The 16,645-nt window shown below is 68.8% G+C and carries 14 protein-coding genes; 6 read left to right on the forward strand and 8 right to left on the reverse strand.

Annotated features, from left to right (window positions below; translation table 11 throughout):
* Positions 1 to 21: 21 nt before the first annotated feature.
* From BLS66_RS12440 to map, 8 genes are all read right to left on the reverse strand, one after another.
* Complete coding sequence (locus BLS66_RS12440; protein ID WP_074725971.1) at positions 22 to 1,410, reverse strand: cation:proton antiporter domain-containing protein; 1,389 nt, start codon at positions 1,408 to 1,410, stop codon at positions 22 to 24.
* A 100-nt stretch (positions 1,411 to 1,510) separates the two neighbouring features.
* The gene (asnB, locus tag BLS66_RS12445; RefSeq protein ID WP_074725972.1) at positions 1,511 to 3,202 is read right to left on the reverse strand and encodes an asparagine synthase B; all 1,692 of its coding nucleotides are present in this window, start codon (positions 3,200 to 3,202) and stop codon (positions 1,511 to 1,513) included.
* Positions 3,203 to 3,575: 373 nt separating this feature from the next.
* Positions 3,576 to 4,703, reverse strand: a complete 1,128-nt coding sequence (gene dapE, locus BLS66_RS12450) for a succinyl-diaminopimelate desuccinylase (RefSeq protein WP_057493524.1) — start codon at positions 4,701 to 4,703, stop codon at positions 3,576 to 3,578.
* On the reverse strand, positions 4,700 to 5,071 hold the full coding sequence (locus BLS66_RS12455) for an arsenate reductase (protein ID WP_176421996.1): 372 nt from the start codon (positions 5,069 to 5,071) through the stop codon (positions 4,700 to 4,702). The genes dapE and BLS66_RS12455 overlap by 4 nt, the downstream gene beginning before the upstream one ends.
* Positions 5,072 to 5,102: 31 nt before the next feature.
* Complete coding sequence (locus BLS66_RS12460) at positions 5,103 to 5,969, reverse strand: hypothetical protein (RefSeq protein ID WP_074725973.1); 867 nt, start codon at positions 5,967 to 5,969, stop codon at positions 5,103 to 5,105.
* Positions 5,970 to 5,971: 2 nt separating this feature from the next.
* Positions 5,972 to 7,051, reverse strand: a complete 1,080-nt coding sequence (dapD, locus tag BLS66_RS12465) for a 2,3,4,5-tetrahydropyridine-2,6-dicarboxylate N-succinyltransferase (protein WP_049464966.1) — start codon at positions 7,049 to 7,051, stop codon at positions 5,972 to 5,974.
* On the reverse strand, positions 7,051 to 9,660 hold the full coding sequence (locus BLS66_RS12470; protein ID WP_456316511.1) for a [protein-PII] uridylyltransferase: 2,610 nt from the start codon (positions 9,658 to 9,660) through the stop codon (positions 7,051 to 7,053). The genes dapD and BLS66_RS12470 overlap by 1 nt, the downstream gene beginning before the upstream one ends.
* 20 nt (positions 9,661 to 9,680) lie before the next feature.
* Positions 9,681 to 10,466 (reverse strand): type I methionyl aminopeptidase, encoded by a 786-nt coding sequence (gene map, locus BLS66_RS12475; RefSeq protein WP_049464969.1) that lies wholly within the window; start codon positions 10,464 to 10,466, stop codon positions 9,681 to 9,683.
* 230 nt (positions 10,467 to 10,696) lie between these two features.
* On the opposite strand from map, the gene BLS66_RS12480 reads away from it, so the two are divergent.
* The 6 genes from BLS66_RS12480 to BLS66_RS12505 all read left to right on the forward strand — a co-directional run bounded on the left by BLS66_RS12480 (position 10,697) and on the right by BLS66_RS12505 (position 16,446).
* Positions 10,697 to 11,227: a Csu type fimbrial protein gene (locus tag BLS66_RS12480; RefSeq protein ID WP_049464971.1), complete on the forward strand. Its 531-nt coding sequence runs from the start codon at positions 10,697 to 10,699 to the stop codon at positions 11,225 to 11,227.
* Positions 11,227 to 11,976 carry a fimbrial biogenesis chaperone gene (locus tag BLS66_RS12485; RefSeq protein ID WP_049464974.1) on the forward strand — a complete coding sequence of 250 codons (750 nt, stop codon included), beginning with the start codon at positions 11,227 to 11,229 and terminating at the stop codon, positions 11,974 to 11,976. The genes BLS66_RS12480 and BLS66_RS12485 overlap by 1 nt, the downstream gene beginning before the upstream one ends.
* 7 nt (positions 11,977 to 11,983) lie before the next feature.
* Entirely contained in the window at positions 11,984 to 14,329 is a 2,346-nt protein-coding gene (locus BLS66_RS12490; protein ID WP_074725975.1) for a fimbria/pilus outer membrane usher protein, read from the forward strand.
* Positions 14,326 to 15,375, forward strand: coding sequence for a Csu type fimbrial protein (locus BLS66_RS12495; protein WP_074725976.1), 1,050 nt, complete (start codon positions 14,326 to 14,328; stop codon positions 15,373 to 15,375). Before BLS66_RS12490 ends, BLS66_RS12495 begins: the two co-directional genes overlap by 4 nt.
* Positions 15,376 to 15,532: 157 nt before the next feature.
* On the forward strand, positions 15,533 to 15,748 hold the full coding sequence (locus BLS66_RS12500) for a hypothetical protein (RefSeq protein WP_049464979.1): 216 nt from the start codon (positions 15,533 to 15,535) through the stop codon (positions 15,746 to 15,748).
* On the forward strand, positions 15,748 to 16,446 hold the full coding sequence (locus BLS66_RS12505) for a fimbrial biogenesis chaperone (RefSeq protein WP_074725977.1): 699 nt from the start codon (positions 15,748 to 15,750) through the stop codon (positions 16,444 to 16,446). The genes BLS66_RS12500 and BLS66_RS12505 overlap by 1 nt, the downstream gene beginning before the upstream one ends.
* The last annotated feature ends 199 nt before the right edge of the window (positions 16,447 to 16,645 follow it).

The raw sequence follows: 16,645 nt of genomic DNA on the forward strand, positions 1-16,645 counted from the left end.
GCCGGCACTACCGTTCGACGGTCAGCCCCTGCGGCGCTCGATCAGGTTCAGCAGTGGTCCGGTCATCGCCGTGGTCACCAGCGCCATGATCACCAGCACCGCAAACAGGCGGTCGCCGAGCAGGCCCAGTTCGTAACCCAGGTTGAGCACGATCAGCTCCATCAGGCCGCGGGTGTTCATCAGCGCGCCCAACCGCCACGCCTCGCGCGTGGGCATGCCGGCACTGCGCGCGGCACTGAAGGTGCCCAGCAGCTTGCCGGTCGTGGCCACCGCGATCACCACTACGCACAGCACGATGTCGCTGGCCTGCAGCGCATCGGCGCGCATGCGCAGCCCGGTCATGGCGAAGAACAACGGCAGCAGCAGCGTCACCGCGAACGGTTCGACGCGGGCCATCAACAGGTCACGCAGCTGCGCGTTGGACGACACCGCCACGCCTGCGGCAAACGCACCGAACAGCGCGTGGATGCCCAGCATCTCGGTGACCAGCGCACTGCCCAGCGACAGCAGCAGGATGCCGAGCAGCCAGCGTCCCTCACGCCCCGGCGCGACCTGCTGGCGGGCGAACCACGGCTTCACCAGCCCCAGCATCAGTGCCACGAACGCGACCACGCACAGCAGGTTGAGGCTGGCCGGCAACCAGCCGCCGGCCTGGGCAGCGGCCACGATCAATGCCAGCAGGCACCACGCGGTGGCATCGCCCAATGCTGCGCAGGCGATGGCGGTCTGACCCAGCGGCGTCTGCGTGATGCCGCGATCGGCAAGGATGCGCAGCAACACGGGGAAGGCGGTGATGCTCATCGAAATGCCGACGAACAGTGCGAATGCCGTGAAGCCCACCCCCTGTGGGCCATGCTGCGGATACAGCCAGATGGCCAGGGCGACGCCGAGCACGAACGGCACCGCGATGCCGGCATGGCTGACGGTAAACGCGAAACGCCGGCGTCCACGCAGTGCTGCCAGGTCCAGCTCGGCACCGGCCACCAGCAGGAACATCAGCACGCCCAGCTGGCTGAGCATGCCCAGCGGGCCCAGCGAACTGGCCGGGAACAGCGCACCCTGCAGCTGCGGCAGCAGGCTGCCGAGCACCAGCGGCCCCATCATCAGGCCGGCCGCCATCTCGCCGATCACCGCCGGCTGCCCCAGACGCTTGAGCAGCGCCCCCGCGCCCTTGGCCACCAGCAGCAGCACCAGCAGCTGCAGCAGGAACAGGCCCAGCGGTGACGCCAGGTGCTGCGCCCAGCTGCCTTCGGTGGCGGCCGTGGCACGCGCAACCGCTTCGGGCGCAGCCGGCCCGGCATAGCGGGCCAACAGCACGCCGGCCAGCAGAGGTACCACGGCCCAGCCCAGGTAGCGCCATCCCCACTTCATCTGCGGCGCCTGGCCCCCGTTCTGTACGTCCATGAACATTCCCCAATGTACGGGGGGCGATCATACAAAAAAGGGGACGGAGGGGATTAAGACGTTTGTGGCACATACGAGGTGCCCTCCTCCCTCCCCTTTCTCGCGCCTAGGCCAGTGCCTGCTCGTGCACTCCGGCGATCGCCCGGCCCGACGGATCCGCCGCCGCGGCAAAACTGGCGTCCCAGGCGATGGCCGCGGGCGACGAACAGGCGATCGACTTGCCCCCCGGCACGGTCTCGGCCGCTGCCCGGCTCGGGAAGAACTGCTCGAACAGGTGGCGGTAGTAGTACGCCTCCTTGGTCTGCGGCGGGTTGTGCGGGAAGCGCTTGTCGGCGGCCGCCAGTACACGGTCGCTCACCTGCGCCTCGGCATGGGCCTTCAGCCCATCGATCCAGCCATAGCCCACGCCATCGCTGAACTGTTCCTTCTGACGCCACAGGATGCTGTCCGGCAGGTAGCCATCGAACGCCTCGCGCAGCACGGCCTTCTCGATGCGACGGCCGCCAAAACCGGCACCGACCATCTTGTGCGCGGCATCGAAGCGCATCGCCACGTCAAGGAACTCACGGTCGAGGAACGGCACGCGCGGTTCCACGCCCCAGGCCATCATCGACTTGTTGGCACGCAGGCAATCGTAGTTGTGCAGGGCGTCGAGCTTGCGTACCAGCTCATCGTGGAACTCACGCGCGTCCGGCGCCTTGTGGAAGTACAGGTAGCCACCGAAGATCTCGTCGCTGCCCTCGCCGGACAGCACCATCTTCACTCCCATCGCCTTGATCCGTCGCGCCAGCAGGAACATCGGCGTCGATGCACGGATGGTGGTGACGTCGTAGGTTTCGATGTGGCGGATCACCTCCGGCAGCGCATCGAGGCCTTCCTCGAACGTGTACTCGAAGCCGTGATGCACGGTGCCCAGTGCTTCGGCGGCGATCGCGGCGGCAGCCAGGTCGGGCGAGCCCTTCAATCCGATCGCGAACGAGTGCAGCCGCGGCCACCAGGCTTCGGTCTGCCCGCCATCCTCGATGCGGCGACGCGCATAGCGTGCGGCCACCGCCGCCACCAGCGACGAGTCCAGGCCACCGGACAGCAGCACGCCGTACGGCACATCGCTCATCAGCTGGCGTTCCACCGCATGCTCGAACGCCTGGCGCAGTTCGGCCAGGTCGGCCTGGCGGCCCTGCACGCCGGCATAGTCGCGCCACGGTTGCTGGTAGTAGCGCACCAGCTCTCCACTGGCACTGTCGAAATAGTGGCCCGGCGGGAACTGCGCGACATCGGCACAGGTATCGACCAGCGCCTTCATTTCCGAGGCCACGCGCAGGCGGCCCTGGGCATCATGGCCCCAGTACAACGGCACCACGCCGACCGGGTCGCGCGCCACCAGTACACGCCCACTGTCGCGGTCCCACAGCGCGAACGCGAAGATGCCATTGAGCTGTTCCAGCCACTGCGCCGGCGAAGCGCCCTGGCGATACAGCGCGTTGATCACCTCGCAGTCCGACCCGGTCTGGAAGTCGTAGGCGGCGGTCAGCGCCGCCTTCAATGCCTGGTGGTTGTAGATCTCACCGTTCACCGCCAGTGCCAGCTGGCCGTCGGCCGACAGCAGCGGCTGCGAACCACCGGCCGGGTCGACAATGGCCAGCCGTTCGTGGACCAGCAGCGCGCCTTCGTCGAGATACACGCCGCTCCAGTCCGGGCCGCGGTGGCGCTGGCGCTGCGACAGTTCCAGCGCATGGCGGCGCAGGGCCGGAAGGTCGTCACCGGCCTGCAGGCCGAAGATTCCGAAGATCGAACACATGGGGGAGCTCCTGTTGGGGGAATTTCACGGGTGGGAGGTGTTCGACCGGCCATCCAGGCCCGGGCAGGCTGCGCCCGGGCACAAAAAAACCCGCATCGACCGATGCGGGTTTTCTGGTGTCCGGGCGTGTGTTGCTGTCTATCTACCCAGGGCGCAGTCCCGCATCGGCCGCGCACGATTATTCGCGCGCAGATTATTGCGGTTGTTGTTGACGGCGGCGGCCAGGCGGATCGACATGGCATCGACCCTACCCCGCTTTCCGGCGCAGCGCAACCGTTGCATTGGCAACCAGGTGAAGGTGTGCCGACCAACGGTCGGCGCCCAGCAGTCGGCGCCCACAGGGGTGGCGCCGGGCCGTGCCCGGCGCCATGCCTCACACCAGCAGCCGTTCCACCAGCCGCTGGTACAGCCCCGGCAGTGCTTCCAGATCGTCCACGCGCACGTTCTCGTCCACCTGGTGGATGCTGGCGTTGACCGGCCCCACTTCGATGCACTGCGCACCCAGCGGCGCTATGAAGCGTGCATCGGACGTGCCGCCGCCGGTACTTTCTTCCGGCGCACGGCCGATGTGCTCGGCCAGCACCGCCCGCGCGGTGGCGCGCAGCGTGCCCTCCGGGGTGTAGAACGGCTCGCCGCTGCGATGCCACTTCAGCGCGTACTGCAGGCCGTGCCGGTCCAGCAGAGCGGTGATCTCCGCTTCCAGCTTCGGCGCATCCCAGTGCGGGTTGTAGCGGATGTTGAAATCCACTTCGAGCTCGCCGGGAATCACGTTGTTGGCACCGGTACCGGCGTGGATGTTGGAGATCTGCAGGCTGGTCGGCGGGAAACTCTCGTAGCCGTCATCCCAACGCCGCGCACTCAATTCGGCCAGAGCCGGCGCCGCCTGGTGAATCGGGTTGCGCGCCTTTTCCGGATACGCCACATGGCCTTGCACGCCCTGCACGCGCAGCTTGGCCGACAGGCTGCCACGACGCCCCACGCGCAGCAGGTCACCGAGCGTCGCGGTCGACGACGGCTCGCCGGTGATGCACCAGTCGATGCGTTGGCCGCGTTCGGCGAACAGCCGCGCGACGTGGCGCACGCCATCAATGGCATCGCCCTCCTCGTCACTGGTCAGCAGCACCGCCAGCGTGCCGGGGTGATCGGGGTGCGCGGCGACGAACTGCTCGGCGGCCACCACGAATGCCGCCACGCTGCCCTTCATGTCGGCGGTACCACGGCCATACAGCACGCCGTCACGGACCTGCGGCGTGAACGGGTCGCTGGTCCAGGCCTCGCGCGGGCCCGTCGGCACCACGTCGGTATGGCCCAGCAGCACCAGTACCGGCGCGCCCTGGCCATGGGTCGCCCACAGATTGTCGACCTCGCCCAGCCGCAGGTGATCGCACTGGAACCCGGCCTGCTCCAGGCGCGCCGCCAGCAGTGCCTGGCAGCCAGCATCGTCCGGCGTCACCGAGGGCCGTGCGACCAGCTCGCAGGTCAGGTCGAGGACCGCGCTCATGCGTCACCGACGCCGAAGCGGGCCTTGAAGCCGTTGTCACTGAAGCCCTGGCTGACCGCGCCGTCGGTAGTGACCACCAGCGGGCGCTTGATCAACTGCGGGTACTCGCGCAGCAGCAGCTTCCATTCGGCCTCGGAGTCCGCGGCCTTGCGGTTGTCCGGCAGCTGCCGCCAGGTAGTGGAGGACCTGTTGACCATCGCGGCCAGCCCACCCAGCTGCGCGGCCCACGCCAGCAGCATTTCCGGGCTGGGTTTGTTGTCGCGGTAGTCGATGAAGGTGTACGGCACGCCGAAGCGGTCTAGCCACTTGGTCGCCTTCTTGCAGGTATCGCAGTTCTTCAAACCGTAGACAGTGGTGCTCATGGCCATCTGTGATGCTGGAAAACAGAGGGCCAGAATCTCACAACAGGCGCTCGGACACGACCCGGAACGGCACCTGCGGCAGCCGGAAGGCCAGCCCCTCGTGCAACGCCACGCCCATGGCCTGCAGCCGCGGGCACTGCGGCTCGCCGTCCAGCCGCAACGGTTGCAGGTGGGCGATTTCCACCGGCAGCGCGATGCGGGTGCTGGCCCAGCGGTGATCACAGGTCCGGGCGATGGCCTGGTCCTGGCAGGTCAGGAAGCGCAGCAGGGCCTGATGGCCGCCGAAGGCCGCCGCCCACCCGGCATCGTCCCAGCCCGGAGTCGCCTGCCACTGCAGGTGCAGCGCTGGCGCGCTGCCCTGCCCGCCTTCGACCACGGTGTGCCCACCGCCATCGGCGCGCACCACATGCGTGAAGCGCGTGGACAGATGCGGCTGCATGGCATCGCTGAAGGCGCGCGCGCCGGCGACGAAGGCCAGCTGGTCCATCACGTTGCGATCGAACAGCACCACCGGCGTCCCGTCCGGATCATCGTCACGGCGCAGGTACCAGCGCCAGTTGCTCTGCCTGGGCGACGGCATCAGCGAGCGCAGCGGCCCGGCCAGCGCCGGCCCGAAATGGCCGTGCCGGTAGCTGAGGATGGTGTAGGGCGTGCGTCCGGCATGGACCACGTAGTGATGGCCGGGTGGTGGCATCGGCGCGTGGCGCACGTCGACCCACCAGCTGACGTAGACCACGTCGCGCACATCGCTGGCCAGCGCCGGCATCGGCCAGCGCCGCGACAGCGCGCGGCGCAGCCGGGTCCAGCGCGGAGCGTGCAGCAGGCGCGGCAGCATCCGCCCGAACAGGGTGCCGGACGGATGGCGGTAGATCGCGGACGGCGCCAGATCCTCCGGCGCAGTCATCTTCAGTCGGCCAGGCCGCGCAGCAGGTCGTTGACGCTGGTCTTGCTGCGGGTCCTGGCATCAACCTGCTTGACGATCACCGCGCAGTACAGCGAATGGGTACCGTCCTTGCTCGGCAGCGAGCCGGACACCACCACGCTGTACGGCGGAATGTAGCCGTAGCTGATCTCACCGGTGGCGCGGTTGTAGATGCGGGTGCTCTGGCTGAGGAACACGCCCATGCCGATCACGCTGTGGTGGCCGACCACCACGCCTTCCACCACTTCCGAGCGGGCACCGATGAAGCAGTGGTCCTCGATGATGGTCGGGCTGGCCTGCAGCGGCTCCAGCACGCCGCCGATGCCGGCGCCGCCGGACAGGTGGCAGTGCTGGCCGATCTGCGCGCAGGAACCGACGGTGGCCCAGGTGTCGACCATGGTGCCTTCGCCGACGTAGGCACCGATGTTGGTGAAGCTCGGCATCAGCACCACGTCCTTGCCGAAGTACGTGCCGCGGCGGGCAATCGCACCCGGCACCACGCGCACGCCGCCACGGCGGAACTTCGCTTCGTCATAGCCGGCGAAGCGCGATTCGACCTTGTCCCAGAACGGTGCCGGGCGTGCATCGACCACCGCCATGTCGTTGACGCGGAAATACAGCAGCACCGCCTTCTTCAGCCACTCGTTGACCTTCCAGCCGCCCTGGCCGTCCGGCTCGGCGACGCGGAATTCACCGCTCTCCAGGCCGTCGATCACGCGGTTGACCAGCGGCCTGGTCGAGCCTTCCAGCTCGTGCAGGGTCAGCGTCGCGCGGCGCTCGAAGGCGCTCTCGATGCCGAACTTCAGCTCTTCAACGCCCGGTGCCGACGGCTTGCGCAGCGACTTGCGGGCAATGGTTTCGGCGCGGACGGCTTCGGCGCTCTTGGCCGGCGCCGGCTTCTTCACAGCACGCTTCACCGCCGTCGTTTTCTTCGCCGGGGCCTTCACCGCAGCGGCCTTCTTCGGCGCAGGGGTCTTCTTCGCGGCCGGTGCGGCGGCAGCAGGTTTCCGGGCCGCTGCGCTCTTGGGGGTCGCGGCGGTCTTCTTGGCGGGCTTGGTGGCCATCAGGCGGGGTCTCCGGCGTTTCGATCAGGGTCCAGGCAGGCCAGCATCGCGTCATGCAGCTGCTGCCGGGCAGGTTCAGTCAGGGGGAGGTCGTGTTCGTCACTGATCACGAAGGTGTCTTCGGCGCGTTCGCCGAACGTGGCAATGCGCGCATCATGCACGCGCAGGCCCTGGTTGCGCAGCACGAACGCCACGTCGGCCAGCAGGCCGGGACGGTCGGGGGCGACCAGGGCAAAACGGGTCGCGCCCGGTTCATCGCGGAATTCGATGCGCGGCGCAAAACGGAAATGACGCAGCTGTCGCGGCACCACCCGGCGTGACGGCCGCAGCCGCGTCAGGTCGCCGCTCAGGGCCTCCCGCAGCGCCGCCTCCAGGTTGGCACTGCTGCCATCGGCAAAGGTGTCGGCCGGGTTGACTTCGAAGGTGTCGAAGATGGTGTCGGCCGGGCCGTCCAGAACGCGTGCTCGGTGGATCCCGTAACCCTTGCGGTCCAGGGTCATTACGATCGCGGCGAACAGGCCATCGCGGTCGGGCGAGTGCACGAACACTTCCAGCGCGGGGTCGTCGACACTGATCCGGCGCACCTTGACCAGGGTCTGGCCCTGCTTCACCGGCACCAGTGCGGCGGCCTGCCAGGCCAGCTGCTCGGGCCGCAGGCGGATGAAGCCCTCATCGGGCATCACCGCGAACTGGCGGTCGATGGTGGCGTCGTCATAGCCCTGCTCGCGCACCAGTGCGCGCACGCTGTCACGCGCCTCGGCCACGCGCTCGGCAGCCGGCACCGGATGCTCCAGTCCTTCGCGCAGCGCGCGCCGGGTGGCGAAGTACAGGTCGGCCAGCAGGCGATCCTTCCAGGCGTTCCACAGTTTCGGGCTGGTGCCGGCGATATCGGCACAGGTCAGCAGGTACAGGTAGTCCAGGCGGTCGCGGCTGCCGACCAGGGTGGCGAAGCGATGGATCACCACCGGATCGGCGATGTCCTGCTTCTGCGCGGTCACCGACATGCGCAGGTGCTGTTCGACCAGCCAGGCGACCAGCTCGGTATCGGTGCCACTCAGTGCATGTGCCTGGCAGAACGCACGCGCGTCCACCGCACCCAGCTCGGAGTGGTCGCCGCCGCGGCCCTTGGCGATGTCATGGAACAGGCCGGCCAGCAGCAGCAGTTCCGGCTTGCGCAGGCGTGGCCACACTTCGTGCGCGATCGAGAAGCGTTCGTCGGCACGGCTGCTGGCGAACTGGCCGATGTTGCGCAGGACCATCAGCGTGTGCTGGTCGACCGTATAGACATGGAACAGGTCGAACTGCATGCGCCCGCTGACCTGGGCGAACGCGGGAATCCACTGGCCAAGCACGCCCAGCCGCGCCATGCGCGAAAGCGTGTCGACCGGGCGCTGGCCACGCAGCAGGGCAAGGAAGTGCTCGCGTGCGTCGGCGTCGGCCTGGTCATAGGCCGGCAGCAGCGGCAGCGACTCGGCCAGCGCACGCGCGGTCAGCGAGTGCAGGCCGCGCACCTGCGGGTTGTTGGCCCAGCTGGAAAACAGCGCGAACACCTGGCCGATGTCGCCCTGCGGCCAGTCGGCCTCATTGGCGGCCAGGTAGCCACGACGCAGGGAAAAGCCCACGGTCAGCGGCTCCGGCTGCGCCTCGCCGTCGAACTGTTCCTCGAAGCGCTGCAGCAGGCGGTCGCTGATCCGGCGCACCACCAGCGCGGCGCGGTAGAAGCCCTGCATCATCTTCTCGACGCCGAGGTTCTCGGCATCGTCTTCGAAGCCCAGGCGCGCGGCCAGGGTCTTCTGGTAATCGAAACGCAGGCGCTCTTCCGGGCGGCGCGCCACCAGATGCAGGCCGAAGCGCAACCGCGCCAGCACTGCACGCTCGCGCTTCAACGCCGCAGCTTCGTCGGCGCCCAGATGGCCGAGCCCGACCAGGGCCTCCAGGTCGCGCACGCCGAAGGCGCGCAGCGCCATCCAGCCCAGCGTATTGAGATCACGCAGGCCACCGGGACCGTCCTTCAGGTCCGGCTCCAGGTTGTCGGCGGTATCGCCGAAGCGCTGGTGGCGGATGCGCAGCTCTTCCAGCTTGGCCAGGAAGAAGGCACGCGCCGGCCACAGCTCGCGGTCGTCGATGGCCTCGCGCAGCGCGCGGCGGGCGGCGTCATCGGCAAGGATCGGACGCGCCTCGATCAGCGCGGTCAACACGGTCTGGTCAGCCGCCGCCTCGCGGCACTGCAATGCAGAGCGCACCGCATGGCTGACCGCCAACCCGCAGTCCCACAGCAGCGCGAACAGCCGCGCCAGGGCCGCTTCGTGCGCCAGTTGTGCCGGCGGATCACCGAACACCAGCAGGTCGATGTCCGAACGCGGGAACAGTTCGCCGCGGCCATAACCGCCCACCGCGAACAGCGACAGGCCGCTGCCGGCCGGCAGGCAACGCTGCCAGGCCAGGCGGATCAGGTGGTCGGCGGCACGTGCGCGCAGCGCCAGCAGGCGCTCGATGTTGTCGCCCTGGTCGAAGCGGCGGTACAGGCGCGCGTCGGCCTGCTGCAGCGCGTGGCGCGCGGCAGCCGCCCAGTCCGGATCGTTGAGCGACGCGGCCGGCGTGTCCAGCAGCGAACTCGCCGGCAACATCGTCAGGAGACCTGCGACTCGCCCGGCGACAGGGTCAGCACGTCGACGCCGGTCTCGGTGACCGCGACCATGTGCTCCCACTGCGCCGACAGCTTGCGGTCCTTGGTCACCACGGTCCAGCCATCCGGCAGCACCTTGTTGTAGCGGGTGCCCTCGTTGATCATCGGCTCGATGGTGAAGGTCATGCCCGGCTGCAGCACCAGGCCCTGGCCCGGACGGCCGTAATGCACCACCTGCGGCTCGTCGTGGTAGACCTTGCCGATGCCGTGGCCGCAGTACTCGCGCACCACGCTGAACCGCTCGCCTTCGGCATAGCTCTGGATGGCATGGCCAATGTCGCCCAGGGTGGCGCCCGGACGCACTGCGCGGATGCCGCGCCACATGGCTTCGTAAGTGGTCTCCACCAGGCGGCGGGCCATCACCGACGGGGTGCCGACGAAATACATGCGGCTGGTGTCGCCGTGCCAGCCGTCCTTGATGACGGTGACGTCGATGTTGATGATGTCGCCATCCTTGAGCACCTTCCCTTCGCTGGGGATGCCGTGGCAGATGACGTTGTTGACCGAGGTGCACACGGTCTTGGGGAAGCCGCGGTAGCCGACGTTGGCCGGAATGGCGCCCTGCACGTTCACGATGTGATCGTGGCAGATGCGGTCCAGTTCCTCGGTGGTGACACCGGGCTTGACGTGGGGGGCGACGATGTCGAGCACTTCGCTGGCCAGGCGGCCGGCGATGCGCATCATCTCGATTTCCTGCGGGGTTTTCAGATTCACGCTCATGGCACCCATTATCGCCGATCCGGCCGCAATCTGAACGAACGCCACCCAACTGGCGTTCCAAGCCATGCACAGTTCCGGCAAAGAAAGTGAAAGCGTGATGGCGTCCGCTCTTTCACTCTCTTATTTATCACGTATTACAGACACTTACGCTTCCTAAGCTGGCCTCGCAGTCGTCACCGCGGCGCCGAACGTGCCGTCTTCGCCTTGTTCAACGGACCTTCGGGTCAGGGAGGTTGTCCATGCGATTCCCAGTTCGATCCCCGCTGGGCTGGGCCCTGGCCGGGCTGCTGCTTTCCGGCCAGGCGCTGGCCGCCGACACCACCACCTTCAATGTCACCCTGGTGGTCACCAAGGCCTGCACCATCACGGCGGCGGCGGCCACCAACGTCGACTTCGGCACCGCCGCCTCGACCACCGCCACGCCCACCCTGGGCCAGGGCACGGTGACCGCGCAGTGCTCGGCACTGACGCCCTACACGATTGCGCTGAATGCGGGCGCCAACGCCGGTACCGCCAACGACGTCACCACCCGGCGCATGAAGAACACCAATGCCGCGGTGACCGCCAACAACTATGTCGGCTACCAGCTCTACCAGGATGCCGCGCATACCCTGGTCTGGGGCGCCACAACCGGCACCAATACCCAGGCCGGCATCGGCACCGGCCTGGCCGTGCCGTACATCGTCTACGGCCAGATCCTGAACCTGAGCACCAACAATCCGGCCACGGGTAACTACCTGGATACGGTTACCGCCACGATCACCTATTGATGGAGCACGCCCGCATGGCCGGACCCCGCCCGTGGCGCGCCACCGGCGTGGCGCTGCTCGCCCTGTGCCTGCTGGGCGCCGCCCCTGCCGGCGCCACCAGCCTGCAGGTCGCGCCCACCAGCCTGCAGCTGGAGGCGCGCCAGCGTGCCGGTGAGCTATGGCTGACCAACAGCGGCACCTCGCCGGTGACGCTGCAGGTGCGCCTGTTCCGCTGGGTGCAACAGGACGGCCAGGAACAGCTGCTGCCGACCGACGAGCTGATCGCCACACCCCCGATGCAGGAGCTGGCCGCTGGACAGCAGCAGCTGGTGCGGGTGATGCGTCCGGACAACGAGCCCCCGCCTGCACAGCGGCACTACCGGCTGATCGTGGACGAGGTACCCGACCTGGCCACCCGTGCCGAGGGCATGCAGTTCGTACTGCGCTATTCGATCCCGGTGTTCGTGCAGCCTTCCACCGGCCGCCTGGCCCCACGGCTGCAGGCCCGCCTGATGACACTGGCGGACGGCCGCAATGGCGTGGAGGTCGCCAATACGGGCGACAGCTACGCGCAGATCGCCGATCTCGCGCTGGGCAGCGCCGCGCGCCCGCGCATTGTCCACCCCGGACTGCTGGGCTACGTGCTGCCGGGCCAGGTGATGCGCTGGCCGATCGAACGCACGGCGATCGACCGCGACAACGACCAGATCACGGCCAAGCTCAATGGCGAGTCGGAACAGACGCCACTGTCGCCCCCACCGGCTCGCTGAGGCGTTGATGGGCGCAGTGCTGGCGGCCCTGGCTCCCGCGGCGACCGCAGCCGCCGATGTCTCCGGCGTGTCGGCCGACGCCGTGCTGCCGCCCCCGACCCCGCTGACCGCCAGCCAGACGCTGTACCTGGATGTGTCGCTCAACAGCACGCCACGCGGCCTGCTGCCGTTCATCGAGAACCGCGGCCGGCTGCAGGCCAGCCCCGAGGTGTTGCGCCAGCTCGGCTTCAATGCCAGCGGCGATGCACCGGTCTACCTGGATCAGATCAGCGGCGCGGTGGTGCGCTACGACGCGCACATGCAGACCCTGGCGCTGGATGTACCACTGGACCAGCTGACCCTGCCGACCACGGTGCTCAGCCGGCCGCAGGCGCGTGCGCCGGCCGGCACCGCCTCGCCGGGCGTGCTGCTCAACTACGACGTCTACGGCAGCCGGGTGGACACACTGGGCAATCTCAGCCTGAGCTCGGAGCTGCGCGTGTTCGGCATCGGCAACGGGACTTTTGAGAACACCGCCATCAGCCGTCGCTACCAGCAACCCGGCGATCGCCGTTGGCGCGGCGAAAGCGTGCGGCTGGACACCCGCTGGAGCCTGGACTTCCCCGACAGCGCAACGACGCTGGAGGTCGGTGACTTCTACAGCGGCTTCGTCGACTGGACCCGCCCGGTGCGCCTGGGCGGGCTGCAGATCGGCCGCAACTACGGGCTGCAGCCCTACCGCGTACTGACGCCCACGCCGAGCTTCCTCGGCCAGGCCGTGGTGCCCTCCACGGTCGAGCTGTACGTGGACGGCCTGCGCCAGTACAGCGGGCAGGTACCGGTCGGCCCGTTCCAGCTGGCGGCACAGCCCGGGATCAGCGGCACCGGTAATGCGCAGGTGGTGGTGACCGATGCTTTCGGCCGCATGCAGACGCTGGATTTCAGTTTCTATGGCACCCAGCAGCTCCTGGCCAAGGGCCTTTCGGACTGGTCGGCCGGCGTCGGCCACCTGCGCGAGGACTTTGGCCAGCGCTCCTTCGCCTACGACGATCGCACCGTGGCCAGTGCCAGCTGGCGCGGAGGCATCAGCGATACCTTCACTGGCGAGGCGCATGCCGAAGGCGGCGGCGGCCTGGCCCAGGCCGGCGTCGGCGGCTGGTGGCTGCTCGGCGCGGCCGGCGTGTTCAACGCGGCCTATGCACGCAGTGATTACCACGGCCTGCAGGGCGGGCAATGGGCGCTGGGCTACAGCTGGAACAACCGCCGCTTCAACGTCAACCTGCGCAGCGTGCGCAGCCACGGCGACTACCGCGACCTGGGCGCACTGCAGGGCAACCTGCCGCCGAGCATCAGTGAACAGGCCACGCTGGGCCTGGACCTGCTGCGGCTGGGCACGCTCAGCGCAAGCTACCTGCGCCTGCGCTACCCCGACGGCGACGACAACCGCTACGCCAGCCTGTTCTGGTCACGCAGCTGGAGCCAGCGCTGGTCGGCCTACCTGTCGCTGAACCAGAACCTGGACCGCAGCGACGACCGCAGCATCTACCTGTCGGTGACCGCCAGCCTGGGCAACAACCGCCAGGCCAGCCTCTCGAGCCAACGCAACGGCGATAGCCAGAGCTGGGTGGCGGACGTGACCCAGCCGGTCCCGGGCGACGGCAGCGCGGGCGGCGTCGGCTGGCGCGCGCAGCTGCGCCACGGCGAGGACGGCAACGGCGGCCTGGCCGAGGTCGGCATCCTCAACGATGTCGGCCGCTATTCGTTCGGCGCCTCGCGCCAGGGCGGGCTGAACTATGCCTACGCCAGCGCCAGTGGCAGCGTGGTGTGGATGGGCGGCCACACCTTCGCCACGCGCGAGGTGTCGGACGCGTTCGCGGTGATCAGCACCAATGGCGTCGGCGGCGTGCCGGTGCGGTTGGAGAACCGCCTGATCGGCGTCACCGATGATCGCGGCCTGCTGCTGGTCAGCCCGTTGCTGTCCTGGCAGCGTAATCGTGTCTCGATCGATACCCTGGACCTGCCCGAGGACATGCGCGCCGATCGCATCGAGGACTGGGTGACCCCGCGCCAGCGCGCCGGCACCCGCGTCACCTTCCAGCTGCGCTCGCGGCCGTCACTGAGCCTGACCCTGCTGGCAATGGACGGGCAGCCGCTGGAGGTCGGCAGCGAGGTGCGGTTGCCCGATGGCCGCCAGGCCACGGTCGGCTACGACGGCCTGCTCTATCTGGAAGACGTTGCCGCCGGCAGCGTGCTGTACGTCACCACCAGCCGCGGCCCCTGCCGGGTGAAAGTGCCGGACCTGCCCAAGGTGGTGGCGTCCGGCGCGCGGCCGAAGCCGGCGCCGCAGCAGTGCATCCCGGAGGTGGCGCCATGAGGCACGCCCGGTGGGCCCTGCTGCTGGCCGTCATCCTGCTGGGCAGCCTGCTGGCGCCGGCGCCCGCGCGTGCCACCGCGGTCTGCACGGCAGTCGCCGACCCGACCCTGCCGTTCGGCAACATCAACAGCAATACGCCCGGCCCCAGCACGGCCAACCTCAACATCACGGTGACCTGTACCACCGCCGCGCTGAGCCTGCTGGCCACGACCGGCGTGCGCGTCTGCGTGGGCGTGGGCGCCGGCAGTGGTGGCGGCAGCAGTTCCACCTTCCGCACGATGACCACCACCAGCAGTGACACCCTGAATTTCCAGCTGTACAACAACGCCAGCTTCGGCCAGGTCACCGGACTGGTGCCGCGCGGCACGCCACCGGCGCAGGAACTGACCATGACCTACAACGTGCCGCTGGTGACGGGCGGCAGCGGTGCGCAGTCGGTGCAGCTGTTCGGGCAGATCCCGGCCAACCAGATCCTGGCCTCCGGCGCGTACAGCAGTACCTTCAGCGGGGCCAACGTGGTCCTGACCTGGGCGTGGAACGAAGTCCTGCTGGGTACCGCTACCGTGCCCGCCACCTGCAATGGCGGCGCCACCGGCACCAACAGCGCGAGTGCAGCCTTCAGCTTCACCGCCACCGCCAACGTGCTGCCGCAATGTGGCAGCTACGTCACCACCACCATGAACTTCGGCAACGTCACCGGCGGCATTCCGGCCAACATCGACCGGACCGCCACCCTCACCCTGACCTGCCTGAAGAACACCGCCTTCCAGGTCGGCCTCAACAACGGCCAGAACAATCCTGCCGCCACTCCGATCCGGCGCATGGCCACCACCGTCGGCGGCAGCACCTATTACCTTCCCTACGAGCTGTACCGGGACTCGGCGCGGAGCCTGCGCTGGGGCAATACCTTGACCGTCGACACGGCCAGCGGCACCGGCACGGGCAGCGCACAGCAGCTGACCATTTATGGCCGGGTGCCGCCGGTCAGCGGCCAGCCGCCCGCGGGCACCTACAACGATCTGGTGCAGGTAACGATCACCTATTGAGCGTCCGGTCGAGCGAAGCCCACGCTCGGCTGCATTTTCTGACGGCACGCCGGGCATGGGCTCGGCGCTACAGTTCCGGCGTCTCCGGCCGATACCGCGCAGCGATATCTTTCAGCACGGTGGTTGGCAGGTGGTTCGCGCATTTCTGATCGGGGCGATGCTGGTCGCCAGCACGCCGGCATGGGCCGAACCCAGCAGCCCCCTGCAGATCCGGCTGACCGTGGTCGACGCCTGCAGTGATGACGCCGGTGGCACCGGCTGCCCGGCGCCGCACCAGCGCAGCGACGCACCGCAGCTGCCGCCCCAGGTCCGCGACCTCGCGCCGCCTGCGGCAGACGACGATGAAAGGCCGGCCGTGACGCTCATTTACTGATGCGCGCGCTGCTGCTCCTGCTGGCCCTGCTGCTGGCCCTGCCCGCCGCAGCGCTGGATCTGCTGCCAACCACCCTGCAGCTGCCAGCCGAAGGCGGCCGTGCCGAACTGTGGCTGCACAATCCCGGCCCCGGCCGCTGGCAGGGCCGGGTGCAGGTGCTGGCCTGGGATCAGCAGCTGGACGCCGAACGACTGCACCCGAGCGACCAGATCCGGGTCAGCCCTGCGCAGCTGGACCTGGCACCTGGCGGCACCCAGCGCGTCTGGCTGCTGCCCGGCGACCCCGTGCCGGCAACCACCGAACAGGCCTATCGGATCGTCCTGGCGCCCGCGCTGCCAGGCCTGCCGCGCTACTCCCTGCCGCTGTTCCGCGGCCCGGCGACGCCGCCCCGGCAGGCCCTGGTACAGGGCCAACTTGAGGCGTACGCGTCGCAAAGCACTCTGCGACTCGGCAATTCCGGTAATCTGCACGCTCGCCTGCATGATCTGCGCTTCGTCACCGCGGACGGCCGAGCATCGCTGTTGCTTCCCGGGCTGGCCGGCTACATCCTGGCCGGGCATGACCGCCGATGGCCCCTGCCCGCCCGCGCCGATGGCTATGCGGGTGGTCGCTTCCGGGCCCGCCTGCAGGACGGCCGCGACATTGATCTGGTCACGCCGGCCCCTGCGATTGCAGCACGTGCCCGCGACGGGCTATAATCGACCGGATTCCTGCCGCCTGCGTGCGCGGGAACCCGTCCACACCGGACGTCACCGGTGAATCCACACCTGCTGCCCCCATCCGTGCCGGGGTGCTCCGCAAGGAGTTCGGCCACGGAGGCAACAGGGAAGCCCAACCCCGGAACCGATCGCGCTTCCACGCGTCCCGCATACCTATCCCCGCGGGCGGAATCGCTGG

Source organism: Stenotrophomonas pavanii (assembly GCF_900101175.1).
In the GTDB taxonomy this organism is placed as follows: Bacteria; Pseudomonadota; Gammaproteobacteria; order Xanthomonadales; family Xanthomonadaceae; genus Stenotrophomonas; species Stenotrophomonas pavanii.

Excerpts from the sequence above, each read along its gene's own strand:
- BLS66_RS12455 (WP_176421996.1), bottom strand. The coding sequence starts at position 5,071 with ATGGCCATGAGCACCACTGTCTACGGTTTGAAGAACTGCGATACCTGC.
- BLS66_RS12500 (WP_049464979.1), top strand. The coding sequence starts at position 15,533 with ATGCTGGTCGCCAGCACGCCGGCATGGGCCGAACCCAGCAGCCCCCTG.
- map (WP_049464969.1), bottom strand. The coding sequence starts at position 10,466 with ATGGGTGCCATGAGCGTGAATCTGAAAACCCCGCAGGAAATCGAGATG.
- BLS66_RS12460 (WP_074725973.1), bottom strand. The coding sequence starts at position 5,969 with ATGACTGCGCCGGAGGATCTGGCGCCGTCCGCGATCTACCGCCATCCG.
- asnB (WP_074725972.1), bottom strand. The coding sequence starts at position 3,202 with ATGTGTTCGATCTTCGGAATCTTCGGCCTGCAGGCCGGTGACGACCTT.
- BLS66_RS12505 (WP_074725977.1), top strand. The coding sequence starts at position 15,748 with ATGCGCGCGCTGCTGCTCCTGCTGGCCCTGCTGCTGGCCCTGCCCGCC.
- BLS66_RS12440 (WP_074725971.1), bottom strand. The coding sequence starts at position 1,410 with ATGTTCATGGACGTACAGAACGGGGGCCAGGCGCCGCAGATGAAGTGG.
- BLS66_RS12490 (WP_074725975.1), top strand. The coding sequence starts at position 11,984 with ATGGGCGCAGTGCTGGCGGCCCTGGCTCCCGCGGCGACCGCAGCCGCC.
- BLS66_RS12485 (WP_049464974.1), top strand. The coding sequence starts at position 11,227 with ATGGAGCACGCCCGCATGGCCGGACCCCGCCCGTGGCGCGCCACCGGC.
- BLS66_RS12495 (WP_074725976.1), top strand. The coding sequence starts at position 14,326 with ATGAGGCACGCCCGGTGGGCCCTGCTGCTGGCCGTCATCCTGCTGGGC.
- dapE (WP_057493524.1), bottom strand. The coding sequence starts at position 4,703 with ATGAGCGCGGTCCTCGACCTGACCTGCGAGCTGGTCGCACGGCCCTCG.
- BLS66_RS12480 (WP_049464971.1), top strand. The coding sequence starts at position 10,697 with ATGCGATTCCCAGTTCGATCCCCGCTGGGCTGGGCCCTGGCCGGGCTG.
- dapD (WP_049464966.1), bottom strand. The coding sequence starts at position 7,051 with ATGGCCACCAAGCCCGCCAAGAAGACCGCCGCGACCCCCAAGAGCGCA.